The following is a 25274-nucleotide window of genomic DNA, read 5'->3' as shown; positions in this document are numbered from 1 at the left end:
TCACTTTCCAACCGCTTTGGGCGCAGTGGCAGGGGTACTTGCAGCGCCAATGGCTTTTTGCGCCTCGCTCGTGCGCATCAGCCGAAACCGGAGGTTGAAGGAGGCCACGCGGCGCTGTTCCCTCGGGTTCAGCGCGATGTTGGCCGCAACGATCTCTACCAATTCGGGCTTGGAGAACCACGGTGTGTTGTCCGCCAGATTGCGCAGCATCTCCGACACACGCTCGTTCGATTGCGCCATCCCCTGCATCGTGATCACCTGGTCGACTTGCTTGAGATTGGTAACGTAAACCCCATCTGGCAGCTGTTGAACCAGTTCATTGAGCAAGTGCACCGGCAGATTGCGATCCGACTGCAGGTCTTCCACGGCCTTCTGGCGCGCGCGAAGGGCCGCGATTTCTTCTTCGATGGTCGCGATTTCCTTGATCTGGCCTTCCAGAACCTTGATCTCGCTTTGCAGGAACGTGTTCTTGTCCTGCTGGGCGGTGATAACCATCTGGTACCACCAATAGATACCGCCGGCAATGGCGAGCCCCACCAGAAAGGACGCGAACATCGTTGCCTGGAACGATTCCTTGCGGCGTTTTCGGGCCGCCTCGCGATGGGGAAGCAGGTTGATGAGAATCACTGCAGAAACCTCCGCATGGCCAGACCACATGACGTGAGGTAGGAAGGCGCCTCGCGCACCATCTTCTTCAATCGCACGGCGCTTCCGATTTCCATGCCGTCGAACGGATTGATGGCGGTGCAGGCGCAGCCTGAATGCTGGGTCACGGCCTCGGTCAAGCCTGGCAGCGGCGCTGAGCCACCCGCGAGCATGATGTGATCGACCCGGTTGTAGGGCGTGCTGGTGAAGAAGAACTGCAGGGCACGGCCGATTTCCTGTGCCATGCTTTCCACGAAGGGGCGCAGTACGGCCGACTGGTAGTCTTCCGGCAGATCGCCGCTGCGCTTCTTGCCTTCGGCCTCTTCCAGCGAGAACCCGTATTGCCGCACGATCAGTTGCGTCAGCTGCGCGCCGCCGAAGGCCTGGTCGCGGTCGTACAGCACTTCGTCGTTGCGAAGCACCTGCATGCTGGTGGTCAAGGCGCCGACCTCGAACAGCGCGACCAAGGCATCGTTGCCGTGGTTGGGCAGCGCTTCGATCAGGCGCCCCGCAGCCAGCCGTGAGGCATGCGATTCGATGTCGACGATCACGGGCTTGAGGCCCGCCGCTTCGGCCAGGCCCTGGCGGTCCTGCACCTTTTCGCGACGCGACGCCGCGATCAGCACATCGACATCGCCGGGCGAACTCTTGCTCGGGCCGACCACGCAGAAGTCCAGGCTCACTTCGTCGAGCGAGAACGGGATGTACTGGTTGGCTTCGGATTCCACCTGCACTTCCAGCTCCTGCTCGGACATGCCGCCGGGCAGGGTGATGCGCTTGGTGATGACGGCGGATGGCGGCAAGGCCAATGCCACGTTTTTCGTGCGGGTGCCGCTCTTCTTGACCAGCCGGCGCAGGGCCTCGGCGACCTCATCGAATTTTTCGATGTTGCCGTCGGTGATCCAACCGCGCTCCAACTGCTCGATCGCACATCGCTCCAGTACCAGCCCTCCCGCCTTGTCGCGCCCCAACTCCACCAGCTTGACGCTCGAGGAACTGATGTCGATACCCAGCAGTGGCGCGGACTGGCGACTGAACAAAGACCCCAAAGAGATCAAGATTAGCCCCCGTAACTTGCCAATTTGACGCAACAAAACTTAACACTTCACATGAATGCTATCAGTAAGGTTGCAGGCCAGCCAAGAGTTTTACGGCGCTGTTACGGGGCGAACGTTGTCAAAAGCACACGCTCATTTGCCGCCTCTTCCGATACCGATATTCATGCGCCTGTGGTATAGGTGCGCCACCCTCGCAAGCGATTTGGCAGACGGCCGAGGCCCATATTTTTATAATGGCCGGTTGCTCTCTCCTGGAACGCTATGCCGTCATCACCTACCGACAAGACCCCCAACCCGAATCCGCCGAAACGGCCGGCATGGTGGCGCTGGATCGTCCGCAGCGCAGCGTGGTTGCTGGGACTGGCGGCAGCCGGCGCCGTGGGCGTGGCGCTCACGATCGCCGTCGCGTTGGCGGTGGCCTATCCCAATCTGCCGGACATTTCGGACTTGGCGGACTATCGGCCCAAGCTGCCGATGCGGGTGTACTCGGTCGAAGGCGCATTGCTGGGCGAGTTCGGCGAGGAACGGCGCAACCTCACCCCCATCCAGGACATCCCCAAGGTCATGACCAATGCGGTGCTGGCGATCGAAGACGCGCGCTTCTTCCAGCACGGCGGCGTGGACTACAAGGGCGTGGTGCGCGCAGCGCTGGCCAACCTGGGCCGCGTGAAGAGCCAGGGCGCCTCGACGATCACGATGCAGGTGGCCCGGAACGTTTATTTGTCGTCGGAAAAAACATTTACCCGGAAAATTTACGAAATATTACTAACCTTCAAATTGGAGCACCTGCTGACCAAGAACCAGATTCTCGAGATCTACATGAATCAGATTTATCTCGGAAACAGGGCATACGGTTTTGCGGCGGCTTCGGAGGCTTATTTCGGCAAGCCCCTGCAGAGCATTTCCATCGCGGAGGCGGCCATGCTGGCCGGGCTGCCCAAGGCACCTTCGGCCTACAACCCCATCAGCAACCCCAAGCGCGCCCGCATCCGCCAGCTGTACATCATCGACCGCATGCAGGAGAACGGTTTCATCACCGCGCAGGAGGCCGCCGCCGCCAAGGAAGAGGACCTGAAGATCCGCTCCGGCCCGGATTCCACCCGCATCCACGCCGAGTACGTGGCGGAAATGGCCCGCCAGCTCATCTTCGCCCAGTACGGCAACGAGGCCTACACCCGCGGCCTGAACGTCTACACGACCCTCAATGCCGGCGATCAGGAGGCCGCGTATGTCGCCCTGCGCAAGGGCATCATGGATTACGAACGCCGCCAGCATTACCGCGGGCCCGAGAAGTTCGTGGCCCTGCCCACCAACGCCCAGGAAGCCGAGGACGTGATCGACGACACGCTCGCCCTGCATCCCGACAACGGGGACGTGATGTCGGCGGTGGTGCTGGAGGCCACGCCCAAGAAGATCGTGGCGGCGCGCGCCAGCGGGGAGCCGATCGAGATCACCGGCGACGGCCTGAAACCCGCCCAGTCGGGCCTGAGCGACAAGGCGCCGCCGAATGTCAAGATTCGCCGCGGCGCCGTGATCCGCGTGATCCAGACCCCCAAGAAGACCTGGGATATCACCCAGCTGCCGGAAGTCGAGGGCGCCCTGGTGGCGGTCGATCCGCGCACCGGCGCCATCAAGGCCCTGGTGGGCGGCTTCGATTTCGACAAGAACAAGTTCAACCATGTGACGCAGGCATGGCGCCAGCCAGGATCGAGCTTCAAGCCGTTCATCTACTCGGCCGCGCTGGAAAAAGGCTTCACGCCGGCTACCGTGGTGAACGATGCCCCGCTGTTCTTCAGCGCCGGCGTCACGGGCGGCCAGCCCTGGGAACCCAAGAACTACGACGGCAAGTACGACGGCCCGATGACCCTGCGCACCGCGCTGGCGCGCTCCAAGAACGTGGTGTCCATCCGCGTCCTGCAGGCGGTCGGCCCCAAGAACGGGCAGGAGTGGGTGTCCAAGTTCGGCTTCGACGCCGAAAAGCACCCGCCCTACCTGACCATGGCGCTCGGCGCGGGGTCGGTCACGCCCATGCAGATGGTGTCGGCCTATTCGGTGTTCGCCAACGGCGGCTACCGCGTGAACCCCTACCTGATCAGCCGCGTCACCGACCACAAGGGCCGTATCCTGTCGGACTTCCAGCCGCCGGCCACCTCCGACAACCCCCGTGCGATCGATGCGCGCAACGCCTTCGTGATGGACAGCCTGCTGCAGGAAGTCACCCGCTCCGGCACGGCGGCGCGCGCGCAGGCCACGCTCAAGCGCCCCGACCTGTACGGCAAGACCGGCACGACCAACGATGCCGTCGATGCCTGGTTCGCCGGTTTCCAGCCCACGGTGGCCGCGGTGACCTGGATCGGCTACGACACGCCCCGCAACCTGGGCAGCCGCGAAACCGGCGGCGGGCTGAGCCTGCCGATCTGGATCAGCTTCATGGAGCGCGCGCTCAAGGGCGTCCCGGTGGCCGAGCCCACCGTGCCGCCTGGCGTGGTGAACGTGGGCGGAGAATGGTTCTATGAGGAGTTCGCCCGCAACGCCGGGGTCGCCAGCGTAGGCATGGAAGACGCCTCCGCCGCCGTGCCCGGATCGCCGCCGCAGACGCCCCCGCCGACCGAGGAGCGCAACCGGATCCTGGATCTGTTCCGCAATTGACCCCATGGACCGCAGGCACGCGGTCCCCTCAAAGAAAAGCCCTTGCGCGGCCATCGCGCAAGGGCTTTTTTGTTACAGACCGAAGGCGCTCACGGCGCGAAAGACAGCGCCAGTCCCGACTGCTCGCTGGCGCTGCGGTCCAGGGCTTCGAAGAACTCGCCCGCCCCCTTGGTGTCCATCCAGCGCTGGCCGTCGAACCGGTAGTGGTAGCCGCCGGACTGTGCGGCCAGCCAGATTTCGTGCAGCGGCTTTTGCAGGTTGATGACGATCTGGCTGCCGTTCTGGAACGCGATGGTCACCATGCCTCCGGAGCGTTGCGCGTCCAGGTCGGCGTCCGAGGTGTCGTTGATGCGATCGCAGCCTTGCTCGACAGCGAGCAGGAGCTTTTCCGCGTGGTCCAGGAATTCGAGGTCAGTCATTAGAATCGGCGGATGTTGAGAGCATCGCAAATTCTAGTCAGGACGCTTGCCCTTGCTGCGAGTGCGGCGGCCCTGTCGGGCTGCGGCCAGCGCGGCCCGCTGTACCTGCCCACCGACCCCGCTGCCAGCCAGCGGGCCACCCTGGCCCAGACGCTGGACCCGATGCGCGACACGCCCACGCCGGCGCCGATCGTCCCCTCCGCCCCCTCCCGTTCCGCTTCCTCCCCGACCCCATGACCTTGCCTGCCCTGCCCGGCCATCCCCACATCGCCTACCGTGGCGACGCGCTGTTCATCGAACAACTCCCCCTGGCCGACCTGGCGCGGCAGCACGGCACGCCGCTGTACGTCTATTCGCAAGCGTCCATGCTGGACGCGCTGGCCGCCTACCAGCGCGGCTTTGCCGGCCGCCAGGTGCAGATCTGCTACGCCATGAAGGCGAACTCGTCGCTGGCCGTGCTGCAGCTGTTCGCGCGCCAGGGCTGCGGTTTCGACATCGTGTCCGGCGGCGAGTTGGAACGCGTGCTGGCCGCTGGCGGCGATCCGCGCAAGATCATCTTCTCGGGCGTCGGCAAGACGCGGGCCGAGATGCGGCAGGCCCTGCAGGCCGGCATCGGCTGCTTCAACGTCGAGAGCGAGTCCGAACTGGACGTGCTGAGCGAGGTGGCCGTGGCCTTCGACACGAAGGCGCCGATCAGCATCCGCGTCAATCCCAACGTGGACCCGAAGACGCACCCCTACATTTCCACCGGACTCAAGGGCAACAAGTTCGGCGTGGCGCACGAGCGCATCGTCGCGGCCTACCGGCACGCCGCGTCGCTGCCGGGGCTGCAGGTGGCCGGCATCGACTTCCACATCGGCTCGCAGATCACGGACGAGACACCCTACCTCGACGCCACCGACCGACTGCTCGACCTGATCCAGGAGATCGAGGCCGCAGGCATTCCGATCCACCACATCGACTTCGGCGGCGGCCTGGGCATCGACTACAACGGCGACACGCCACCGGCCGCCGATGCGCTGTGGGCCAAGCTGCTGGCCAAGCTGGATGCGCGCGGCTTCGGCGACCGCCATTTCATGATCGAGCCCGGCCGCTCGCTGGTGGGCAATGCCGGGGTATGCGTGACCGAGGTGCTGTACGTGAAGCCCGGCGAGCAGAAAAACTTCTGCATCGTCGATGCGGCCATGAACGACCTGCCGCGCCCCGCGATGTACCAGGCGTTCCACGCCATCGTGCCGGTGCAGGCGGCCGCGGCCGGCGCAGCGGCCGGGGTGTACGACGTGGTGGGCCCGGTGTGCGAGAGCGGCGACTGGATCGGCCGCGACCGCACGCTGGCTGTGCAGCCGGGCGACCACCTGGCCGTGCTGTCGGCCGGCGCGTACTGCAGCTCGATGGGCAGCAACTACAACACGCGCGCCCGCCCGGCCGAAGTGCTAGTGGATGGCACGCAGGCCCACCTGATCCGCGCGCGCGAATCGGCGGCCGACACCTTCCGCCACGAGAAACTGGTGGGCTGACTGGCCAACGCTTGATTCGCATCAAGCCCTCGGCACGGGGCGCGGCCTACATTGGCATTTTTCAAGAATGCTGCATGCCATGGCCCTGGAACCGCTGGAACTGTACCGAGACAAGCACCACGCCTGCCTGATGTTCTCTGACCTCATCGAGGAGGACGGGCAGGCCGTTCAGGCCAATCAATTCCTGATCGTGGACGGCGACACGGGCGCCATCATCGACCCGGGCGGCAACCTCGCCTTCAACGAGCTGTTCATGGGAATGTCCAAGCATTTCCCGCCGCACAAGCTGTCGTACCTGATCGCCTCACATGCCGACCCGGACATCATCGCCTCGCTCGACCGCTGGATGACCAGCACCAAGGCCACGCTGGTGATCTCGCGCGTGTGGGAGCGCTTCGCGCCGCATTTCACCAAGGTCGGCAAGACGGAGAACCGGGTGATCGGCGTGCCGGACGGCGGCGGCCACCTGCCGCTGGGGCGGCACGAGCTGGTGCTTCTGCCCGCGCATTTCCTGCATTCCGAGGGCAACTTCCACTTCTACGACCCGGTCAGCCGCATCCTCTTCACGGGGGACCTGGGCGTGTCGATGACCTCGGGCACCGAGGCGCGCGAGCCCGTGACCGATCTGGCGCCGCACATTCCACGCATGGAAGGGTTCCACCGCCGCTACATGGTGTCCAACAAGATCCTGCGGCTGTGGGTGCGCATGGTGCGGCAGATGGACATCGCCATGCTGGTGCCCCAGCACGGCGCGCCGATCATGGGACCGAAGGCCATCGGCGATTTCTTCGACTGGATCGAGAACCTGATGTGCGGCATCGACCTGTTCGACGACCGGGCCTACCAGTTCCCCACGGCCTTCATCGACCCGGCCACCCGGCAGGTGCGGCCGGCCCTGCACGCCGTGCAGGGGCGATCCTAGCCAAAAAGGCCTCCAGCACAATCAGTACTAGGGCATATTGCTATTCTTTTAACAGCATCATGCCGTGCGGGCGGCCACCGGGCGCCGGGCGTAGCGCTTCCACACGCGCCAGCCCAGCAGCGCGCCCAGGATGGCCGCGTACACCGCCACCTCGGCGAAGTTGTTCTTGCCCGCGCGCATCCAGAAAAAGTGCAGCAGCGCCAACCCTGCGACCGCGTAGACGATCCGGTGCAGCGCCTGCCAGCGCTTGGCGCCCAGCCAGCGGATGGCGCGGTTGAACGAGGTGGCCGCCAGCAGCGTGAGCAGCACGATGGCCAGCGTACCCACCAGGATGAAGGGCCGCTTGCCGATGTCGTACACGATCTCCGGCCAGTCGAAGCCCATGTCCAGCCAGGCGTAGGCCATGAGGTGCAGCACCGCATAGAAATACACGAACAGCCCCAGCATGCGCCGAAAGCGCGCCAGGGCCGGCGTGCCCGTGATGACGCGCAGCGGCGTCACCGCCAGCGCCAGGCACAGGGCCCGCAGCGTCCAGTCGCCACTGGACCGGATCAGCGTCTCGGCCGGGTTGGGGCCGAGCCGATCGGTGGCGGCGCCGAACACCAGCCACGCCAGCGGCAGCAGGCACAAGGCGAACACCACCGGCTTGGCGGCGGGATGCATCAGCAGTTTTTTCATGGCGGCAGCCCTCGAAGGCGCTGGAGGCGGGATGTCGGACGCGGGGCGGGTCAGTAGAACTTCTTCAGGTCCATGCCGGCGTACAGCGAGGCCACCTGGGCCTCGTAGCCGTTGAACATCAGCGTCTTGCGCTTCTTGGCGAACAGTCCGTCCTCGCCGATGCGCCGCTCGGTGGCCTGGCTCCAGCGCGGGTGGTCCACGTTCGGGTTCACGTTGGAATAAAAGCCGTATTCCTGCTTGGCGGCCTTGTTCCAGGCCGTGCCCGGCTCCTTGTCGGTCAGGCGGATCTTGACAATGCTCTTGGCGCTCTTGAAGCCGTACTTCCAGGGCACCACCAGCCGCACCGGCGCGCCGTTCTGGTTGGGCAGCACCTCGCCGTACATGCCGAAGGTGAGCAGCGTGAGCGGGTGCATGGCCTCGTCCATGCGCAGCCCCTCGGTGTAGGGCCAGTCGAGCACGGCGGAGCCGACGAACGGCATGGTCTTCTTGTCGGCCAGCGTGACGAACTCCACATACTTGGCGCTGCCCTGTGGCTCCACGCGCTTGAGCAGCTCGGCCAGCGAGTAGCCCACCCACGGAATCACCATGGACCAGCCCTCGACGCAGCGCAGGCGGTAGATGCGCTCTTCCTGGGCGCTGAGCTTGATAAGGTCTTCGATGCCGAACTTGCCCGGCTTGTTGACCAGCCCCTCCACCTCGACCGTCCAGGGCGTGGTCTTCAGGGTGTGGGCGTTGCGAGCCGGGTCGGCCTTGTCCACGCCGAACTCGTAGTAGTTGTTGTAGGTGCTGGCGTCCTTGTAGTCGGTCACCTTTTCCATGGTGTTGGCGCCCGCCACCGCCGATTTGCCGCCGGCCAGGGCCGCCAGCTTGCCCGGGCGCGCGGCCTGGGCGCCGGCATCGCGTGCGGCCCAGGTGGCCAGGGCCGCCCCGGCAGCGCCGCCGGCCATGAGCTTGATGAGGTCTCGCCGGCCTTCGTAGACCGCGCGGGGGGTGATTTCGCTGCTGGCGGCGTGGATGAAGCCGTTGTCTCTGCGGGGAATCGGCATGGGGAATCCTTGTGGTTCGGGGGGACGATGCCGGTTATACGCGCACCGGCCCCGAAAGGATTCATTGTGGGCTACAACGTTCCGTAGCTGTGCAGCCCCGACAGCCACATGTTCACGCCCAGGAAGGCGAACGTGGTCACGCCCAGCCCCACCAGCGCCCACCAGGCGGACACGGTGCCGCGCAGGCCCTTCATCAGGCGCATGTGCAGCCAGGCCGCGTAGTTGAGCCACACGATCAGCGCCCAGGTCTCCTTGGGGTCCCAGCTCCAGTAGCCGCCCCAGGCCTCAGCCGCCCAGAGAGCGCCCAGCACCGTGGCGATGGTGAAGAAGGCGAAGCCCACGGCGATGGCCTTGTACATGACATCGTCCAGCACCTCGAACGACGGCAGACGGGCCGCGATGCGCCGGCGGCCCAGCAGGATGCCCGCCACGATGAACGCCGATACGCCGAAATACACCATCCAGTAGCCGCCGCCGTTCTCGGTGGCGCCCTGGCGGAACACGATGGGCTCGAAGCACAGCACCACGCCCAGCAGCCACAGGGGCGCGAGCTTGTACCAGCGCGTCTCGCCGGCCTGCTGCTTGATGAGGTAGGCGAACGCCACCATGGCCGACAGCGCGAAGGTGCCGTAGCCGATGAAGTTGGCGGGCACGTGCAGCTTCATCCACCAGCTCTTCAGGGCGGGCACCAGGGGCTGGATCTCGTGCGCCTCGCGCACCACGGTGTACCAGAGCAGAAAGCCCACGGCGGCGCTGACCACCAGCATGACGAAGCCGCCCAGCGCGCGGGTCTCGTACTGCGCTTCGTAATAGAGGTAGAAGGCCGCCGTCATCCAGCAAAACAGCACGAACACCTCGTACAGGTTGCTGACCGGGATGTGGCCCACGTCGGCGCCGATGAGGTAGCTCTCGTACCAGCGCACCAGCGTGCCGATGAGCGCCATGCCGATGCCCACCCACGCCAGGCGCGAGCCCAGCAGTGACAGGGTGCGGCCCTCGCCGCGGGAGAACATGCCGATCCAGTAGAACGCCGTGCTCATGAAGAACAGCATGCTCATCCACAGGATGGCCGACTGGCTGGACAGGAAATACTTGAGTCCGAACACCGTGTCGGCGCGCGCCAGGCTGCCGGCGCCGTCCTGCTGGTACAGGCCGATGGCCGCCAGGGCGAAGGCCGCCACCACCACCATCAGCACCCGCAGCGGCCGCCAGAACCAGCCCAGCCACACGGTGCAGGGAATGGCACCGAGCAGGATGCCTTTTTCGTAAACATCCATGAACGCGCCGTAGCGCTGCAGCGCGAACAGCCCGCCCGCCGCGACCAACGCTGCGAAGACCCAGTCGAAGGCATTGCGCCGGGCCAAGAACCCCTCGTTCAGGGTGATGGTGCGGTCGGCGCGATTCGTGCGATCGCGGGCAGTGTCCGTGGCGGCGGTGTTCATGCGGTGTCTCCGTGGGGCCGCGCCCCGATGAGTTTGTCGGTGAGCCGGGCGAACTCGCGGTCGCCGTCTAGGGTCTTGCGGTTGCTCGACAGCGCCATGGTGGCCTGGGCGCCCCGGTCCTTGGGCACCAGCCACACCCACAGGCGCCGTTCGCGCACGTAGAGCATCGAAAACACGCCGAGGATCAGCAGCGCGCAGCCAAGGTACACGATGTTCTTGCCCGGCGCGCGGGCCACCTGGAAGACACTCGCCTGCACCTGGGTGAAGTCCTTGAGTTCGAACGCCACGGGCACAGGGTAGGCCTGCGCGTCGCTGAGCGACAGCACCGCCTGCGTCATGAACGCCTGGGTGGCATCGCTCTGCGCCAGGGGTTTCAGGCCCGCGCGCTCGCGCGTCAGCTGGGCCAGCTCGAACAGCGCGCCGTTCAGGATGCGGATCAGCACCTCGCCCGCACGCTCGCGTTCGGCCGGCGGCACGTTGGCTTCCATGAAGTCCGAGATCGCCTGCAGGCCGCCGCGGCCCGGCGTGCCGCCCTTGCCCGTGGTAGCGCCTGGCGCGCCGGCGTCCGCCCCGGCAAAGAGCGACAGGGCGCGCACGGTCGATTGCGCCAGCTGCTCGGCCAGCTCGGGGCGCGCGGGGTCCACCGCCTTGGCCACGTAGCGGCGCACCGCCTGCTCACGCAGCGCCGGATCGGCCAGCGCCACGCGCATGCGCACGAAGCCCTGCATGCTGCCCTGGTCGTCCACCGGAATGCGCAGGAAGCGGAACGGCTCGGACGGCGTGTCGCGCACGCCGAGCAGGAAGGCGGGCTGCCCGTCGCCCGCGTCCAGCGGCAGCATGTAGTTGTGGAACTCGCGCGCCTGGCCCGCCGCGTCGCGCAGCTTGTAGCTCACGCTGGGGCCGATGTTGCGCAGCTCCTTGCGGGTCACCGTCTTGTTGCCCGCGCCCAGGCGCGCCTCGATGGCCTGGCGCAGGTCCACCTTGCGCACATCGGCACCGGAGGTGACGGCGCCGGTGTCGGTGAAGTTCTCGACGTTGATGGTGCGCAGCGCGGTGAACTCCAGCGTGAACGGCTGGCCCGCGGCGCTGGCGGTGAGCGGCGTGGAGCTGCCCACCACGCCCTCCACGTCGAAAGGCGCTATGCCGGGCGCGAGCGGCACCGCGCGCAGTTGCAGGCGCGAGCCGCCGTCGTCGAAGCTCGACTGGTAGATCTCGATGCCGCGGTAGCTCGCCGGGTGGTTCACCTCCACGCGCGCGGGCGTGGCCTCTCCGGTGGTCTTGTCGTGGATGACGATCTCGCTCGCGAAGAGCTTGGGCATGCCAGTGGAGTAGTGCTCGACGATGAACTTCTTGAGCTCGATGGCGAAGGGCAGCTCCTGCAGCAGCACGCCGTCGGACTGGTTCAGGATGGCGGTGCTCGACTGCGTGCCCTCGGCCACCAGCAGGTTGCCGCGGAAGGTCGGGTTGCGCTCGGACAGGCGGTGCTCGGGCCGGACCTCGGAGATCAATCCGCCGCCGTTGTACGGCGTCTTGCCGCCCAGCCACATCTGCGCGCGCACGACCAGGTCGCCATCCAGCAGGCCGCCCACGCACACCAGCACGATGGCGCTGTGCGCCGCGATGTAGCCGATCTTGTTTGCCGCACCCGCCTTGGCCGCCACCATCCAGCCCGTTCCGGGCCCGGCCGGCGTGGTGCGCTGCTGCAGCCGCACCTTCCAGCCGCCGCCGGCCAGCATGTCACCGATGCGGCGCGCCGCGGCCTCGGGGGTTTCGCCGGGCAGCGGCCCTTTGGCCCGCAGCCCGAAGGCCTCCAGGCTTTGCTCGCGCACGTTTTCCTTGTAATTGCGCACGTCGGCCAGGTAGCGCGGCCCGTTGCGCGCGATGCACAGCGAGGTGCTCGCCACCAGGAACGCCAGGATCAGCAGGAACCACCACGCGCTGTATACCGCGTTGAGCTTGAGCGCCATGAACAGCTCGGCCCAGAACGGCCCGAACTGGTTCACGTAGTTGGCGGCGGGCTCGTGCTGCTTGAGCACCGTGCCGATCACCGAGGCGATGCAGATCACCGTCAGCAGCGAGATGGCGAAGCGCATGGACGACAGCAGTTCCACCGCCGCGCGCATGGCCTGCGAGCGGGTGTGTATGCGGATGCCGTGGGTGGTTTCAGACATGGACGAAAGACAAAAGGGCGGGCCATCCGTTCAGATGGACCCGCCCGTCTTGGGTGTGATTATCGGCGGTTGGTTCAGGGGCGCGGCACGGTGGCCGGCCCGGGGGATTGACCCAGGTCAACGCAGGCCAGCGATGTAGTCGGCGACGGCCTTGATCTCGCGGTCGTTGAGCTTGGCGGCGACCTGCGTCATCTGCAGGCTGTTGCTGCGCACGCCGTCGCGGAAGGCGACGAGCTGCGCGGCGGTGTAGTCGGCGTGCTGGCCCGACAGGCGGGGGTACTGCACCGGAATGCCCGCGCCGTTGGGGCTGTGGCAGCCGGCGCAGGCGGCGATGTTGCGGTCGGCGATGCCGCCACGGTAGATGCGCTCGCCCAGGGCGACGAGTTCCTTGTCCTTGGCGAAGCCGGGCTTGGCCTGCTTGGACGCCACCCACCAGGCGATGTTGCGCATGTCGTCATCGGACAGGGCCGAGGCGAAGCCCTTCATGACGGGGTTGTTGCGCTTGCCGGACTTGAACTCCTGCAACTGCTTGACGAGGTATTCGGGGTGCTGCTGGGCCAGCTTGGGGTTGATGGCGATGGCGGAGTTGCCATCGGCCGCGTGGCAGGCCACGCACACGGCCGTGAAGGTGGCCTCTCCCTTGGCCAGGTCCGGCTTGGCCGGTTTTTGCGCCGCTGCGGCAGGGGCGTGCCCCTGCGATAAAGCCGGGAAAGCAGCAACTGCCAGCACGGCAGCCATCAGCATGGGAGCAAGCAATTTCTTCATATCGAGGGTTCTTGTGTTATGGGCGCAAAACGGCGCGATTCTACAATGCGACCCCCTGGCCCTCTATCCTTGGTAACCCCCGTTATGACGACTACATCACATGCGCCAGTTGCTGGCTCCCTCCCGCCCGCACCGGACGCCAAAGTCGCCATGGGGTGGATGCACACCACGCGGTTCCTGACGACGGCGGCGCAACTGCACCACCTGCCCCCCATCGAGGTGCCCGAGATCGCCTTCGTCGGCCGCTCCAATGCCGGCAAGTCCACCTGCATCAACACGCTCACGCAGCAAAAGCAGCTGGCCTTCGCCTCCAAGAAGCCCGGTCGCACGCAGCACATCAATCTGTTCTCGCTGGGCAAGCAGGGCGTGACCGACGCCGTGCTGGCCGACCTGCCCGGCTACGGCTACGCCGCCGTGTCGCGCTCGGACAAGATCCGCTGGCAGCAGGTGATGCTGAGCTACCTGGTCACCCGCCAGAGCCTGACCGGCATCGTGCTGCTGTGCGACCCGCGCCTGGGCCTGACCGAGCTGGACGAGGCGCTGCTGGAAGCCGTGCGCCACCGCGTCGAGGCGGGCCTGAAGTTCCTGGTGCTGCTCACCAAGGCCGACAAGCTCACCCGCGCCGAGCAGGCCAAGGCGCTGTCCATCACGCGACTGCAGGCCGGCGGCGGCGAGGTCAAGATGTTCTCGGCCCTCAAGAAGCAAGGGGTGGACGAGGTGGCGCAACTGCTGTGGCAGTGGTCGCACCCGGTAGCCGGCCCGTCGCCCGAGGCGCAGGACGGCACCGAAGAGGCACCCCTGGACGAGGATTCGGAAGACAACTAGGCGCCCGCGCAGACAGGTCATGCGCGGGCTGCGATCCAAAGCAGAGCACCATGATCGACACCATTGCGCACGCCCTGCCCCACGGCACCACGCTGCACTGCCGCACCCGCGGCGAGCGCGGCCGCCCGGTGCTGCTGTTCCTGCACGGGTTTCCCGAAGGCGCCTTCATCTGGGATGCGCTGCTGGAGCACTTCGCCGACCCGGCCCACGGCGGCTACCGCTGCGTGGCGCCCTGGCTGCGCGGCTTCGCGCCATCGAGCGCCCCGCCGGACGTGGCCGCCTACCGCGCCAAGCACCTGGTGCAGGACATCACGGCCCTGATCGCGGCCGAATGCGGCGACTCGCAGCCCATGGCCGCGCTGATCGCGCACGACTGGGGCGGCGCAGTGGCCTGGAACCTGGCCAACCAGCGGCCTGAGTTGATGCAGCGGCTGGTGATCGTCAATTCGCCGCATCCGGGCACGTTCCTGCGCGAGCTGCAGAACAACCCGGCCCAGCAGGCGGCCAGCCAGTACATGCACTTTCTCTGCCGGCCGGACGCCGAGGCGCTGCTTGCGGCCGACGACTTCCGGCGCCTGTTCGGCTTTTTCGACCGGGCCGACGGCATGGCGCCCGCATGGCTCACCCCCGAGGTGCGCGACCAGTACCGCGCCACCTGGGGCGCCGGCCTGACCGGCCCGTGCAACTACTACCGCGCCAGCCCGCTGCGCCCGCCGCGCGAGGGCGATGCCGCAGCCGGCGCGCTCACCCTGCCGGATTCGATGCTCACCGTGAACGTGCCCACCCGCGTGGTCTGGGGCCTGGACGACCCGGCCCTGCTGCCGGGGCTGCTGCAGGGGCTCGCGCAATGGGTGCCTTCGCTCACCCGCACCGAGGTGCCGGGCGCCTCGCACTGGATCGTGCACGAGCAGCCGGCGGCGGTGATCCAGGCCATCACCGACAGCCTGACGCCTGGAGCGCTACAAAATCAATAGCAATACAGGCAATCAAACCGCCGGCATGGCAACGATTCGGCTACAAATTGCTTTTATTTTTGGTACACCGAAGGTTCGCCGTCCGGGCGCGACTTGAAGCGCTTGTGCACCCAGTAGTACTGGCCCGGCATGGTGTCGATCCACTGCTGCAGCTCGCGGTTCATGCGGGCCGTGTCGGCCTCCAGGTCGTCGGTGGGAAAGTGCTCCCACGCCGGCATCATCTCGGCGCTGTAGCCGGTGGGGGTCAGGCGGCCCACCAGCGGCACGACCTTGGCGCGGCCCAGGCGGGCGAAGCGCGACAGCGAGGGGATCGTCGCCGCGCGCACGCCGTAGAACGGCACGAAGACCGACTCGCTCGGGCCGAAGTCCATGTCCGGCAGCAAATACAGCAGCCCGCCCTTGCGCAGCCCGCTCAGGATGGGCTTGACGCCGTCGCCCCGGTTGAGCATTCGCACGTTGCCGAAGCGCTGGCGGCCCGCGAACAGCCAGGCGTCCACGGCCGGGTCCGGGTGCGGCGTGAAGATCGAGGTGAAGGCCCGGTCGGTCTGCAGGGTGAGCGCCGTGCCCGCAGCATCCATGCCGAGGAAATGCGGCGCGAAGATGATGGTGGGCGCATCGCCGTCCAGCTCGTGCAGCGCGCCGTGGATGGTGAGCCGCTTTTCGACCAACGCGCGCGGCGCCATCCACAGCCAGCTGCGGTCCAGCCAGGTCTGGCAAAAGCGCACGAAGGTCTCGCGGGCCCAGGCGCGCCGCTGGGCGGGGGACGCATCGGGAAAGCACAGCTCCAGATTGCGCAGCGCCACCTTGCGGCGCGGCGCGGCCAGCCGGTACAGCACCTGGCCGATCGCCCAGCCCAGGCCGCGCAGCACCGGCAGCGGCAGGCGGGCCAGCACGCCCATCAGCCACACGTTCATGCGGCCCGTCATGCCGCGGCCCCTGCGGCGTGCGCTTCGGCCCGCGGCTGCTTGTAGCGGGCATAGCCCCACAGGTACTGGTCGGGGCTCTGGCGGATGGTGTGCTCCATCGCCTGGTTGATCTGCAGCACGGCCGCGTCAAGGTCTTCGGACAGGGGCACGGACAACTCCTCGAAATGCAAGACATAGCCGCGGCCGGCGCCCAGCCGCTCGCAGCGCGCCAGCACCACGGCGGCACCCGTCTGCTGCGCCAGCCGCGCGGCCAGAGTCATGGTGTAGGCCTCGCGGCCGAAGAACGGCGACCACACGCCCTGGCCCTGCGGCGGGACCTGGTCGGGCAGCAGGCCCACGGCCTCGCCGCGGCGCAGCGCCTTGATCATCTGGCGCACGCCCGTCAGCGCCGTGGGCACCGCGCGGATGCCGGGTCGGTTGCGCGCGGTGGCCATCACGCCGGCCAGCCAGGGCTGGCGCGCAGGGCGATACAGGATGGTGATGGGTCCGCGCTCGGCGCTCCAGCGCTGGGCCGCGGCCTGCACCGACAGCTCGAAGCAGCCCAGGTGCGGCGTGAGAAAGACGATGCCCTTGCCCGCTTCCCAGGCCCGCTCGACCACGGCGGCGTTCTCGATGCGGCACGGCGTCTGCTCGCGCAGCCACAGGCGGGGCAGTTCGGCCGCCATGCGGCCGGCGTGGCCCACGGCCGCACGCACCTGTCCGAACGAATAGCCGGCCCGCGCCGCGTTCTCGCGAAAGCGCCGCCGGTAGGTGGGCGAGAGGCAGAAAACCAGCCAGCCCGCGGCCGCGCCGAGGGCATGGGCGAGCCAGAGCGGAAGCCGGGAAAGGAAACGGAAAAGGGTTGGCATTAAAATGGCGCGGTCGCTGAGTTAAATGAGCAACTTGCAGGGCGACGTAAAACAAATCTGCTAAAGCGTTCGCCAAAGCTCCCAAGGCTGAGGGCAACGCCCAAAATGCCGGAACACAGGAGTTTATTCAAATGGCGAACGATTTCCTTTTCACCTCCGAATCCGTCTCGGAAGGCCACCCCGACAAGGTCGCCGACCAGATTTCCGACGCGATTCTGGACGCGATCTTCAAGCAGGACCCCCGCAGCCGCGTGGCGGCCGAGACCCTCACCAACACCGGGCTCGTGGTGCTGGCGGGCGAGATCACCACCAACGCGCACGTGGACTACATCCAGATCGCGCGCGACACCATCAAGCGCATCGGCTACGACAACACCGACTACGGCATCGATTACAAGGGCTGTGCGGTGCTGGTGGCCTACGACAAGCAGAGCAACGACATCGCCCAGGGCGTGGACCAGGCGAGCGACGACCACCTGAACACCGGCGCCGGCGACCAGGGCCTGATGTTCGGCTACGCCTGCGACGAGACGCCCGAGCTGATGCCCGCGCCCATCTACTACGCCCACCGCCTGGTCGAGCGCCAGGCCCAACTGCGCAAGGACGGGCGCCTGCCCTTCCTGCGGCCCGACGCCAAGAGCCAAGTCACGATGCGCTACGTGGACGGCAAGCCCCACAGCATCGACACCGTGGTGCTCTCCACCCAGCACCACCCCGACCAGAGCGAGACCTCCACCAAGATGAAGGCCAGCTTCACCGAGGCCATCATCGAGGAGATCATCAAGCCCGTGCTGCCCAGCGAGTGGCTCCAGGACACCAAGTACCTGATCAACCCCACCGGCCGATTCGTCATCGGCGGCCCGCAAGGCGATTGCGGCCTGACCGGCCGCAAGATCATCGTGGACACCTACGGCGGTGCCTGCCCCCACGGCGGCGGCGCGTTCAGCGGCAAGGACCCGACGAAGGTGGACCGCTCGGCCGCCTACGCCGCGCGCTACGTGGCCAAGAACATCGTCGCCGCGGGCCTGGCGCGCCAGTGCCAGATCCAGGTGGCCTATGCCATCGGCGTGGCCCGCCCCATGAACGTGACGGTATACACCGAAGGCACGGGCGTGATCCCGGACGACCAGATCGCCAAGCTGGTGCAGGAGCACTTCGACCTGCGCCCCAAGGGCATCATCCAGATGCTCGACCTGCTGCGCCCCATCTACGAAAAGACCGCCGCCTACGGCCACTTCGGCCGCGAAGAGCCCGAGTTCACCTGGGAGAAGACGGACAAAGCAGCGGCACTGCGTGCCGCTGCCGGGCTGTAAGCCCGCCACGCGACCAGCGTGGTTGGGCCGGGCTTCGGCAAAGGCTCGTATCGCACAGCGATGCGAAGGCCCACCGGGCCGGCCGGAGCCAAAAGACCGACAAGGCCGCGGCACTGCGGGCGGCCGCCGGGCGCTGAGCCCCTGAGGGCGCCAGGGCGGCGCCCAGCCGGCGGGGCAATGCCGCCGCGCGAACGGCAGGCGCCCACCGCATCGGCCCCCTCCTACGCCCATGCCCCGCCCCGGCCGACGGGTGGGGCGCTTCCATGGCACTTATCGTCCTTGCATCCACCATCCAGTGCATGCACTGACTTTTCTAGGAGCTCTGCCATGCTGAAGTACGCCATCGTTTTCGCCATCATTTCCCTCATCGCCGGCGCGCTGGGGTTCACCGGGGTCGCCGCGGGCGCTGCCGGCATCGCGAAGATCCTGTTCTTCATCTTCCTGGTGATCGCCGTGGTGTTCGTCGTGCTGGCCGTGCTGGGCATCGGCGCGGCACGCAAGGCCCTCAAGTAAGGGGCAACGCGCATGAACATCTTCGAAGCCCTGCGCGAAAGCCATGAGCGGCAGCGCGACATGGTCCGCCAGGTGGAGGCCACCAGCGGCGACACCCCGGAGCGGCACGAGCGGTTCATCGAGCTCAAGCGCGAACTGGCTGCCCATGAACTGGCCGAAGACCGCCACTTCTACCGGCCGCTCATGGAGCACGATGCCGGCATCGACCTGTCGCGCCACGCCATCGCGGAGCACCATGCCCTGGACGAACTGGTCGAAGACCTGGAGGCGGCCGACCCCGGCAGCTCCGCGTGGCTGGCAGTGGCCAAAAAGCTGGGTGAGAAGGTGCGGCACCATCTGGAGGAAGAGGAACACCGGTTCTTCCAGATGGCCGGCAAGCTGCTGACCGAAAAGCAGAAGACCGAGTTGGCGCAGCAGTACCTGCAAACCTACGACGAAGCCAAGGCGGTCGCCGCCTGAGATGCGGCTTGCTCCGTTCCCCACAAGCCCCGAAAGGGGCTTTTTTCTGTTCAGAGCGCGCGGGACGACAGCGCCAGGGCCTTTCGGAACGCGGGGCGCAGGCGGTACATCTGCGCGGGCCGGTGGGCACCGCCCTGCACCAGGCCGGGCACGGGTTCGAGCATGTCCAGCTCGTCCATCTTGCGGCGAAAGCTCACCTTGTTGAGCGGCTCGCCCAGCACCGCCTCGTACACCACCTGCAGTTGCGGCAGGGTGAACGCGTCGCCGCACAGGTGCACGGGCAGCGAGGAATACAGGCTCTTGCTGCGCACGCGTGCCAGCGCCGCATCCACCATGGCGCGGTGGTCGAATGGCAGGGGCGGCAAGGCATCGACCGGCACCAGCTTCACGCCCTGCCGGGGCGGGATGCCCTGGAGCGCCTCGCCAGGCACCAGCGCGCAATACGCCACCGCCAGCGACCAGCCCCGCGGATCGCGCGCCAGGCCCGAGAACGTGGCGAGCTGCTCCAGGTAAGGGCTTTGCAGGCCGGCCTTCTCGCGCAGCACGCGCGCGGCGCTGGCCTGGGCATCGACATCGTCCTGCGCGTGGATGTAGCCCCCCGGCAAAGCCCACGCGCCGGCATAGGGGGCCTTGTCACGGCGCACGAGCAGCACGTGCAGGGTGCCGCCCTGCAGCGTGAGCAGCACGGTATCCACGGTGCAGATGACGGCGGGCGAAACGGCGGAGGACATCAAGGGGGTGGTTATGTGCAGGATTGGACGAACGAGCCTACCACTCCCGGAATGCCGATGCCACCCATCCAGTCCCGTCGACCGGTTTTTCATTTGCTGACAATGCCTTTTCATCCACTTAGTTGCAAAATCAAACTAACAGGAATAGACTGCACCCATCGCACCGAGGACCTTGCACCATGACCCGCTCCATGAACCGCCCCTTGACGACCCAGCTGCTGGTGATCGACCCCCAGAACGATTTCTGCGACCTGCCCACCGATTGGCAGCCGGCGCACCCGCTCACCGGCCAGCCCATCGCCCCCGCCTTGCCCGTGCCCGGCGCCCATGCCGACATGCAGCGCCTGGCCGCCTTCATCCGGCGCCATGGCCCGGCGCTGGAGGCGATCACCGTCACGCTCGACTCGCACCAGCGCTACGACGTGGCGCATCCCCCGTTCTGGCGCCAGGGCGACGGCGGCGAGGTCGCCCCGTTCACGACCATCACCGCGGCGCAGGTGCGCGCCGGCGCGTTCGCCCCGCGCGATGCCGCGGCCCTGCCCCGCGTACTGGCCTACCTGGACGCGCTGGAGTCTCAAGGGCGCTACACGCTGATGGTGTGGCCCGTGCACTGTGAGATCGGCAGCTGGGGTCACGGCGTGCATGCCGACGTGCTGGCCGCCTGCGGTGCGTGGCAGGCACAGCGCCAGCGCGCGGTGCACCCCGTGTTCAAGGGCACCAACCCCTGGACCGAGCACTACAGCGCCATCGAGGCCGAGGTGCCCGATGCCGACGACCCCTCCACGTTGATCAACACTCGGCTGCTCCACGCGCTGGGGACGGCGGACCGCCTCGTCATTGCCGGCGAGGCCGGCAGCCACTGCGTGCGCGCCACCACCGAGCACATCGTGCAGCACCTGCCCCGGCTGCAGCCGGGCTGGCGGGCCGACCGCCTCGTGCTGCTGACCGACTGCATGGCGCCCGTGGCCGGCTTCGGGGCGCAGCAGCAGGACTTTCTGGACGCCCTGCAGGCCCAGGGGGCGCAACTGGCGCGCAGCGATGAAATCCGCCTCTAGCGCATATTTCATCCCGGCATCCACTCCTAAAACAATAGCAAACGCCATGCAACCCGTCATCACCAGCCTGCTCGATACCGATCTGTACAAATTCACGATGTGGCAGGCGCTGCTGCACAGCCACCCGCAGACGCAGGCCGAATACCGCTTCGTCTGCCGCAACCGGCCGGCCTATCCGCTGGCCGAGCTGCTCGGCGAAGTGAACGCAGCGCTGGACGCGCTGTGCACGCTGCGGTTTTCTCCCGGTGAGCTGGACTACCTGGCCGGCCTGCGCTTCATCAAAAGCGACTTCGTGGACTTTCTGCGCCTGTTCCAGTTCCAGCGCGCGTTCATCGAGGCGCGGGCCGAGGGCGGCGACCTGCACATCGTGGCGCGCGGCCCGCAGGTGCATGTGATGGGGTTCGAGATCTTCGTGCTGGCGATCGTGAACGAGCTGTATTTCCGCCGCTTCGACCCGGCAGCGGCGCTGGCCGAAGGACGCCGCCGGCTGGCGGACAAGATCGCGCACGTGCAGGCGCTCTCGGGCGAGTCCGAGCGCACGCACCCGTTCGAGATGTTCGACTTCGGGCTGCGCCGGCGCTACAGCGGCGCGTGGCAGCGCGAGGTGGTGCAAGCCTTCGCACAGCAGGCGCCGCAGTGGTTCAAGGGCACCTCCAACGTGATGCTGGCGCGCGACCTGAACCTGGTGCCCATCGGCACCATGGCGCACGAGTATTTGCAGACCTACCAGGCCCTGGGCGTACGGCTGCGCGACTTTCAAAAAGCGGCGCTGGAGGACTGGGTGCAGGAGTACCGGGGCGACCTCGGGATCGCGCTGACCGACACGGTGGGCATGGACGCCTTCCTGGCCGACTTCGACCTGTACTTCGCCAAGCTGTTCGACGGCCTGCGCCACGATTCGGGCGACCCGGTGGCCTGGGGCGAGAAGGCGCTGGCGCACTACGCCCGCCTGCGCATCGACGCGCACACCAAGCGGCTCGTGTTCTCGGACGGGCTGAACGTGGACAAGGCGCTGTCGCTGCACCGCCATTTCAGCGACCGGGTGCAACTGGGCTTCGGCATCGGCACGCAGCTCACCAACGACATGGGCGTGGCGCCGCTCAACATCGTGATGAAGATCACCCACGCCAACGGCCAGCCGGTGGCCAAGCTCTCGGATAGCCCCGGCAAGACGCTGTGCGACGACGAAACCTACCTGGCCTACCTGCGACAGGTGTTCAACGTGCCACCGCCATGAGGCACCGCGGCACGCCGCCGCCCCGCCACCGAACCATCGCCGCTTGAAGAAGAAAGACAGAAAGGAAAGACACCATGCTCCGCATCACCCTGGCCCAGTTGAACCTCACCGTGGGCGACATCGAAGGCAACGTCGATCGCATGATCGCCGCCGCGCAGGAGGCCGCGGCCGCGCAGTCCGACCTCGTGGTGTTCTCCGAGCTGTCGCTGTGCGGCTACTACCCGGGCGATCTGCTGGAGGAGCCCGCCTTTCTCGAACGCCTGGACGCGGGCCTGGTGCGGCTGTGCGAGGCATCGGCCGGCCTGCCCGCGCTGCACTGGGTGGTCGGCATGCCGGTGCGCACGCCGGGGCCGGGCAAGCGGCTGCTGAACGCGCTGCGGGTGCTGCGTGCGGGCGAGGTGCGGCTGTCGTATGCCAAGCAGCTGCTGCCCACCTACAACGTCTTTGACGAGCGTCGCCATTTCGAGCCCGGCCCGGACGTGGCCAAGGTGCTGCGCATCGGCACCTCGCAGGTGGGGTTCATCGTGTGCGAGGACGGCTGGAACGACAGCGGCGCCGACTACCAGACCAACCCCTTCCAGCGCATGGCCGATGCCGCGCCCGACCTGGTGGTGAGCATCAACGCCAGCCCCAGTCACATCGGCAAGCGCGAGCTGCGCCACCAGGTGTTCGGCGATGCGGCGCGGCGGCACGGCCTGCCCATCGTCTACGTGAACCAGGTCGGCGGGCACGACCAGCTGGTCTATGACGGCGCCTCCTTCGCGGTCGAGCCCGAGGACGGCGTGGTCTTCGAATCGCGCCGCTTCGAGGAGGACGTGTCCACCGTGCAGCTGCTGGACAACGGCCACTTCGCCCGTCTGGACGGCACCGACCTGCCGCCCGTGCCGCGCGAGGGCCTGCCCACCATGGCGTTCTACCGCCAGCAGATCGTGCTGGGCCTGCGGGACTACGCCCGCCGCTGCGGGTTCACCCAGGCGGTGGTGGGCAGCTCGGGCGGCATCGACAGCGCGCTCACGCTGGCGCTGGCGGTCGAGGCGCTGGGGCCGGAGAACGTGGTGGGCATCACCATGCCCTCGCGGTTTTCGTCCAGCGGCTCGGTGGACGATTCGGTGCAGCTGTGCCGCAACCTGGGCGTGGTGCTGCACACCCACCCCATCGCGGACCTGGTGGCGGGCTTTTCCGCGCAGTTCGAGGCCAGCTTCGGGCAGCCGCTGCGCGGCCTGCCGCTGGAGAACGTGCAGGCCCGCATTCGCGGCACGACGCTGATGGAGTTTTCCAACGCCTTCGGTCACCTGCTGCTCACCACCGGCAACAAGTCGGAAATCTCGGTGGGCTACTGCACGCTGTACGGCGACACCAACGGCGGCCTGGGCCTGCTGGGCGACCTGTACAAGACCGAGGTGTTCGAGCTGTCGCGCCACGTGAACGAGAACGCGGGGCGCGAGATCATTCCCCAGGCCATCATCGACAAGCCACCCTCGGCCGAGCTCGCGCCCGGCCAGAAGGACGACGACAGCCTGCCGCCCTATTCCGTGCTGGACGAGATCCTCAAGCTGCTCATCGAAGGCGAGGGCCTGTCGCGAGCCGAGTACGCCAACGCGCAGGACTTCGCGCGCCAGCTGCAGGCCAGCGCGGACGGCCGGGCCCTGGCGCACCGCGTGCGCATGCTGGTTGCGCGCAGCGAATACAAGCGGCGCCAGGCCCCGCCCATCGTGCGCGTGCGGGCCAAGGCCTTCGGCACCGGGCGGCAGATGCCGATCGCCGCGCGGTATGTGTGAGGCGCTGGCCTGCGCCACGGAGAGGTTTGCATCAAAAATGCCTCCAGCACAATCATTACTAGGGCATATAGCTACTATTTTTATAGCAAATCGATGAATGCGGCCGCGCGGTGACCCATGAGGATCGGTTGGCGCATTTGCCGCGCCCGCCGCCCGGCCCGGCCCGCCCGGCTACATTCCCAGCAGCCCCGACGGCGCCGCTCAAGGCGCGGGGCGCCCAACCGGAACACACATGTACGACACCGCCATCTACATCGGCCGCTTCGAGCCCGTCCACAACGGCCACCTGGCCCTTCTGCAGCGCGCGCTGGACAGCGCCCACACCGTGATCGTGGTCATGGGCTCGGCCTGGCAGGCCCGATCGCCCAAGAACCCGTTCACCTGGGCCGAGCGCGAAGCCATGCTGCGCAATGCCCTGCCCGAGGCCGACCGCGCCCGGCTGACCGTGCTGCCCGTGCGCGATCACTACAACGAGGCCCTGTGGGTGGCGGCGGTGCTGCGCGCCGTGTCCACGCACGTGCTGCCCGATGCGCGCATCGGCCTGGTCGGCCATTTCAAGGACGCGACCAGCAGCTACCTGGATGCCTTCCCCGGCTGGTCGCTGATCCCCATGGACCGGCAGGGCACCATCGATGCCACCGCCATCCGCGACGCGTATTTCGGCGCGGCGCCGCAGGGCGTGCTGACGGCGCTCGGGCCCCTGGCCGACCAGATGCCGGCCAGCACGCTCGAATTTCTGGACGTGTTCGCCCGGCAGCCGCACTACGCGGCGCTGCAGGAAGAATGGCGCGTGCTGCGCAGCTACCGCGAATCGTGGGCGCAGGCGCCTTACCCGCCGGTGTTCGTGACGGTGGACGCGGTGCTGCGCTGCCAGGACCACGTGCTCGTCATCCGCCGCGCGCACGCCCCGGGCAAGGGCCAGCTGGCCATGCCGGGCGGCTTCATCGAGCAGCGCGAGACGCTGTGGCAGTCGTGCCTGCGCGAGCTGGCCGAAGAGACGCACTGCGACGTGCCCGACGCCACCCTGCGCCGCGCACTGCGCGCCACGGCGGTCTTCGACCACCCCGACCGCAGCCAGCGCGGGCGCACCATCACGCACGCCCACTACTTCGACCTGGGCGATGCACCCTTCCCTGCCGTGCAGGCCGACGACGACGCCATGCAGGTGCAGTGGATACCGGTCGCGGACCTGGCGGCCATGGAAGAGGCCTTCTTCGAGGACCACTTCCACATGCTGGACCACTTCCTGAACCTGACCGGCGCGCACGGCGCCGGCTAGGCGCCAGCCGCCAGTGGGCGCGGA

24 protein-coding genes are annotated in these 25274 nt (G+C 67.4%); 13 read left to right on the top strand and 11 right to left on the bottom strand.

Annotation, left to right across the window (positions count from 1 at the left end; translation table 11 throughout):
* Both AVTE2539_RS12180 and AVTE2539_RS12175 read right to left on the bottom strand, forming a co-directional pair.
* Positions 1–627, bottom strand: a complete 627-nt coding sequence (locus tag AVTE2539_RS12180; RefSeq protein ID WP_284410955.1) for a PilN domain-containing protein — start codon at positions 625–627, stop codon at positions 1–3.
* Complete coding sequence (locus tag AVTE2539_RS12175) at positions 624–1703, bottom strand: pilus assembly protein PilM (protein WP_272567553.1); 1080 nt, start codon at positions 1701–1703, stop codon at positions 624–626. The genes AVTE2539_RS12180 and AVTE2539_RS12175 overlap by 4 nt, the downstream gene beginning before the upstream one ends.
* A 261-nt stretch (positions 1704–1964) precedes the next feature.
* On the opposite strand from AVTE2539_RS12175, the gene AVTE2539_RS12170 reads away from it, so the two are divergent.
* Positions 1965–4352, top strand: coding sequence for a penicillin-binding protein 1A (locus AVTE2539_RS12170; protein WP_272567552.1), 2388 nt, complete (start codon positions 1965–1967; stop codon positions 4350–4352).
* 89 nt (positions 4353–4441) lie between these two features.
* On the opposite strand, the gene cyaY is transcribed toward AVTE2539_RS12170, so the two are convergent.
* Positions 4442–4771, bottom strand: a complete 330-nt coding sequence (cyaY, locus tag AVTE2539_RS12165; RefSeq protein WP_272567550.1) for an iron donor protein CyaY — start codon at positions 4769–4771, stop codon at positions 4442–4444.
* A 12-nt stretch (positions 4772–4783) separates the two neighbouring features.
* Between cyaY and lptM the strand changes: the two genes are divergently transcribed.
* The 3 genes from lptM (at position 4784) to AVTE2539_RS12150 (ending at position 7210) form a co-directional block, all read left to right on the top strand.
* Entirely contained in the window at positions 4784–5008 is a 225-nt protein-coding gene (lptM, locus tag AVTE2539_RS12160) for an LPS translocon maturation chaperone LptM (protein ID WP_284410953.1), read from the top strand.
* Entirely contained in the window at positions 5005–6288 is a 1284-nt protein-coding gene (gene lysA / locus AVTE2539_RS12155; protein ID WP_284410951.1) for a diaminopimelate decarboxylase, read from the top strand. The genes lptM and lysA overlap by 4 nt, the downstream gene beginning before the upstream one ends.
* A 79-nt stretch (positions 6289–6367) precedes the next feature.
* Positions 6368–7210 (top strand): oxygen-binding di-iron domain-containing protein, encoded by an 843-nt coding sequence (locus AVTE2539_RS12150; protein ID WP_284396651.1) that lies wholly within the window; start codon positions 6368–6370, stop codon positions 7208–7210.
* 57 nt (positions 7211–7267) lie between these two features.
* Here AVTE2539_RS12150 and msrQ read toward each other — a convergent pair whose 3' ends face one another.
* The 5 genes from msrQ to AVTE2539_RS12125 form a co-directional block, all read right to left on the bottom strand.
* Entirely contained in the window at positions 7268–7888 is a 621-nt protein-coding gene (gene msrQ / locus AVTE2539_RS12145) for a protein-methionine-sulfoxide reductase heme-binding subunit MsrQ (RefSeq protein ID WP_272567545.1), read from the bottom strand.
* 50 nt (positions 7889–7938) lie between these two features.
* The gene (gene msrP, locus AVTE2539_RS12140; protein ID WP_272567544.1) at positions 7939–8934 is read right to left on the bottom strand and encodes a protein-methionine-sulfoxide reductase catalytic subunit MsrP; all 996 of its coding nucleotides are present in this window, start codon (positions 8932–8934) and stop codon (positions 7939–7941) included.
* 71 nt (positions 8935–9005) lie between these two features.
* Entirely contained in the window at positions 9006–10376 is a 1371-nt protein-coding gene (ccsB, locus tag AVTE2539_RS12135; RefSeq protein WP_284410949.1) for a c-type cytochrome biogenesis protein CcsB, read from the bottom strand.
* Positions 10373–12547, bottom strand: coding sequence for a cytochrome c biogenesis protein ResB (locus AVTE2539_RS12130; RefSeq protein ID WP_284410948.1), 2175 nt, complete (start codon positions 12545–12547; stop codon positions 10373–10375). The genes ccsB and AVTE2539_RS12130 overlap by 4 nt, the downstream gene beginning before the upstream one ends.
* Before the next feature lie 117 nt (positions 12548–12664).
* Complete coding sequence (locus AVTE2539_RS12125; protein ID WP_284410946.1) at positions 12665–13312, bottom strand: c-type cytochrome; 648 nt, start codon at positions 13310–13312, stop codon at positions 12665–12667.
* 84 nt (positions 13313–13396) lie between these two features.
* On the opposite strand from AVTE2539_RS12125, the gene yihA reads away from it, so the two are divergent.
* Complete coding sequence (gene yihA, locus AVTE2539_RS12120) at positions 13397–14137, top strand: ribosome biogenesis GTP-binding protein YihA/YsxC (RefSeq protein WP_272567539.1); 741 nt, start codon at positions 13397–13399, stop codon at positions 14135–14137.
* 50 nt (positions 14138–14187) lie between these two features.
* The gene (locus AVTE2539_RS12115) at positions 14188–15111 is read left to right on the top strand and encodes an alpha/beta fold hydrolase (protein ID WP_284410944.1); all 924 of its coding nucleotides are present in this window, start codon (positions 14188–14190) and stop codon (positions 15109–15111) included.
* A 53-nt stretch (positions 15112–15164) separates the two neighbouring features.
* Here the strand turns inward: AVTE2539_RS12115 and AVTE2539_RS12110 are convergent, their stop codons facing one another.
* The gene (locus tag AVTE2539_RS12110; RefSeq protein ID WP_284410942.1) at positions 15165–16037 is read right to left on the bottom strand and encodes a lysophospholipid acyltransferase family protein; all 873 of its coding nucleotides are present in this window, start codon (positions 16035–16037) and stop codon (positions 15165–15167) included.
* Positions 16034–16885 carry a lysophospholipid acyltransferase family protein gene (locus AVTE2539_RS12105; RefSeq protein WP_284410940.1) on the bottom strand — a complete coding sequence of 284 codons (852 nt, stop codon included), beginning with the start codon at positions 16883–16885 and terminating at the stop codon, positions 16034–16036. Before AVTE2539_RS12105 ends, AVTE2539_RS12110 begins: the two co-directional genes overlap by 4 nt.
* Positions 16886–17016: 131 nt before the next feature.
* Here AVTE2539_RS12105 and metK point away from each other — a divergent pair, with 131 nt between their 5' ends.
* From metK to AVTE2539_RS12090, 3 genes are all read left to right on the top strand, one after another.
* Positions 17017–18198, top strand: a complete 1182-nt coding sequence (gene metK, locus AVTE2539_RS12100) for a methionine adenosyltransferase (protein WP_272567533.1) — start codon at positions 17017–17019, stop codon at positions 18196–18198.
* Positions 18199–18525: 327 nt separating this feature from the next.
* Positions 18526–18711, top strand: coding sequence for a DUF1328 family protein (locus AVTE2539_RS12095; protein ID WP_272567532.1), 186 nt, complete (start codon positions 18526–18528; stop codon positions 18709–18711).
* A gap of 12 nt (positions 18712–18723) precedes the next feature.
* Positions 18724–19170, top strand: a complete 447-nt coding sequence (locus tag AVTE2539_RS12090) for a hemerythrin domain-containing protein (protein ID WP_272567531.1) — start codon at positions 18724–18726, stop codon at positions 19168–19170.
* 50 nt (positions 19171–19220) lie between these two features.
* Here AVTE2539_RS12090 and AVTE2539_RS12085 read toward each other — a convergent pair whose 3' ends face one another.
* Positions 19221–19901, bottom strand: a complete 681-nt coding sequence (locus AVTE2539_RS12085; RefSeq protein ID WP_284410938.1) for an NUDIX hydrolase — start codon at positions 19899–19901, stop codon at positions 19221–19223.
* 179 nt (positions 19902–20080) lie between these two features.
* Here AVTE2539_RS12085 and AVTE2539_RS12080 point away from each other — a divergent pair, with 179 nt between their 5' ends.
* The 4 genes from AVTE2539_RS12080 to AVTE2539_RS12065 all read left to right on the top strand — a co-directional run bounded on the left by AVTE2539_RS12080 (position 20081) and on the right by AVTE2539_RS12065 (position 25250).
* Entirely contained in the window at positions 20081–20956 is an 876-nt protein-coding gene (locus AVTE2539_RS12080) for a cysteine hydrolase family protein (RefSeq protein ID WP_284410936.1), read from the top strand.
* A 46-nt stretch (positions 20957–21002) separates the two neighbouring features.
* Entirely contained in the window at positions 21003–22193 is a 1191-nt protein-coding gene (pncB, locus tag AVTE2539_RS12075; protein WP_284410935.1) for a nicotinate phosphoribosyltransferase, read from the top strand.
* A gap of 74 nt (positions 22194–22267) precedes the next feature.
* On the top strand, positions 22268–23971 hold the full coding sequence (locus tag AVTE2539_RS12070; protein WP_284410933.1) for an NAD+ synthase: 1704 nt from the start codon (positions 22268–22270) through the stop codon (positions 23969–23971).
* Between the two features lie 232 nt (positions 23972–24203).
* Positions 24204–25250: a bifunctional nicotinamide-nucleotide adenylyltransferase/Nudix hydroxylase gene (locus AVTE2539_RS12065; protein WP_284410932.1), complete on the top strand. Its 1047-nt coding sequence runs from the start codon at positions 24204–24206 to the stop codon at positions 25248–25250.
* The last annotated feature ends 24 nt before the right edge of the window (positions 25251–25274 follow it).

This window comes from Acidovorax sp. SUPP2539 (assembly GCF_030158975.1).
GTDB lineage: Bacteria > Pseudomonadota > Gammaproteobacteria > Burkholderiales > Burkholderiaceae_C > Paracidovorax.
The sequence above is the reverse complement of the archived record's forward strand: the minus strand, read 5'-3'. Positions and strand labels throughout refer to the sequence as shown.

Coding starts and splice junctions, on each gene's coding strand:
- AVTE2539_RS12170 (WP_272567552.1), top strand. CDS start 1,965: ATGCCGTCATCACCTACCGACAAGACCCCCAACCCGAATCCGCCGAAA.
- cyaY (WP_272567550.1), bottom strand. CDS start 4,771: ATGACTGACCTCGAATTCCTGGACCACGCGGAAAAGCTCCTGCTCGCT.
- lptM (WP_284410953.1), top strand. CDS start 4,784: ATGTTGAGAGCATCGCAAATTCTAGTCAGGACGCTTGCCCTTGCTGCG.
- lysA (WP_284410951.1), top strand. CDS start 5,005: ATGACCTTGCCTGCCCTGCCCGGCCATCCCCACATCGCCTACCGTGGC.
- AVTE2539_RS12150 (WP_284396651.1), top strand. CDS start 6,368: ATGGCCCTGGAACCGCTGGAACTGTACCGAGACAAGCACCACGCCTGC.
- msrQ (WP_272567545.1), bottom strand. CDS start 7,888: ATGAAAAAACTGCTGATGCATCCCGCCGCCAAGCCGGTGGTGTTCGCC.
- msrP (WP_272567544.1), bottom strand. CDS start 8,934: ATGCCGATTCCCCGCAGAGACAACGGCTTCATCCACGCCGCCAGCAGC.
- ccsB (WP_284410949.1), bottom strand. CDS start 10,376: ATGAACACCGCCGCCACGGACACTGCCCGCGATCGCACGAATCGCGCC.
- AVTE2539_RS12130 (WP_284410948.1), bottom strand. CDS start 12,547: ATGTCTGAAACCACCCACGGCATCCGCATACACACCCGCTCGCAGGCC.
- AVTE2539_RS12125 (WP_284410946.1), bottom strand. CDS start 13,312: ATGAAGAAATTGCTTGCTCCCATGCTGATGGCTGCCGTGCTGGCAGTT.
- yihA (WP_272567539.1), top strand. CDS start 13,397: ATGACGACTACATCACATGCGCCAGTTGCTGGCTCCCTCCCGCCCGCA.
- AVTE2539_RS12115 (WP_284410944.1), top strand. CDS start 14,188: ATGATCGACACCATTGCGCACGCCCTGCCCCACGGCACCACGCTGCAC.
- AVTE2539_RS12110 (WP_284410942.1), bottom strand. CDS start 16,037: ATGACGGGCCGCATGAACGTGTGGCTGATGGGCGTGCTGGCCCGCCTG.
- AVTE2539_RS12105 (WP_284410940.1), bottom strand. CDS start 16,885: ATGCCAACCCTTTTCCGTTTCCTTTCCCGGCTTCCGCTCTGGCTCGCC.
- metK (WP_272567533.1), top strand. CDS start 17,017: ATGGCGAACGATTTCCTTTTCACCTCCGAATCCGTCTCGGAAGGCCAC.
- AVTE2539_RS12095 (WP_272567532.1), top strand. CDS start 18,526: ATGCTGAAGTACGCCATCGTTTTCGCCATCATTTCCCTCATCGCCGGC.
- AVTE2539_RS12090 (WP_272567531.1), top strand. CDS start 18,724: ATGAACATCTTCGAAGCCCTGCGCGAAAGCCATGAGCGGCAGCGCGAC.
- AVTE2539_RS12085 (WP_284410938.1), bottom strand. CDS start 19,901: ATGTCCTCCGCCGTTTCGCCCGCCGTCATCTGCACCGTGGATACCGTG.
- AVTE2539_RS12080 (WP_284410936.1), top strand. CDS start 20,081: ATGACCCGCTCCATGAACCGCCCCTTGACGACCCAGCTGCTGGTGATC.
- pncB (WP_284410935.1), top strand. CDS start 21,003: ATGCAACCCGTCATCACCAGCCTGCTCGATACCGATCTGTACAAATTC.
- AVTE2539_RS12070 (WP_284410933.1), top strand. CDS start 22,268: ATGCTCCGCATCACCCTGGCCCAGTTGAACCTCACCGTGGGCGACATC.
- AVTE2539_RS12065 (WP_284410932.1), top strand. CDS start 24,204: ATGTACGACACCGCCATCTACATCGGCCGCTTCGAGCCCGTCCACAAC.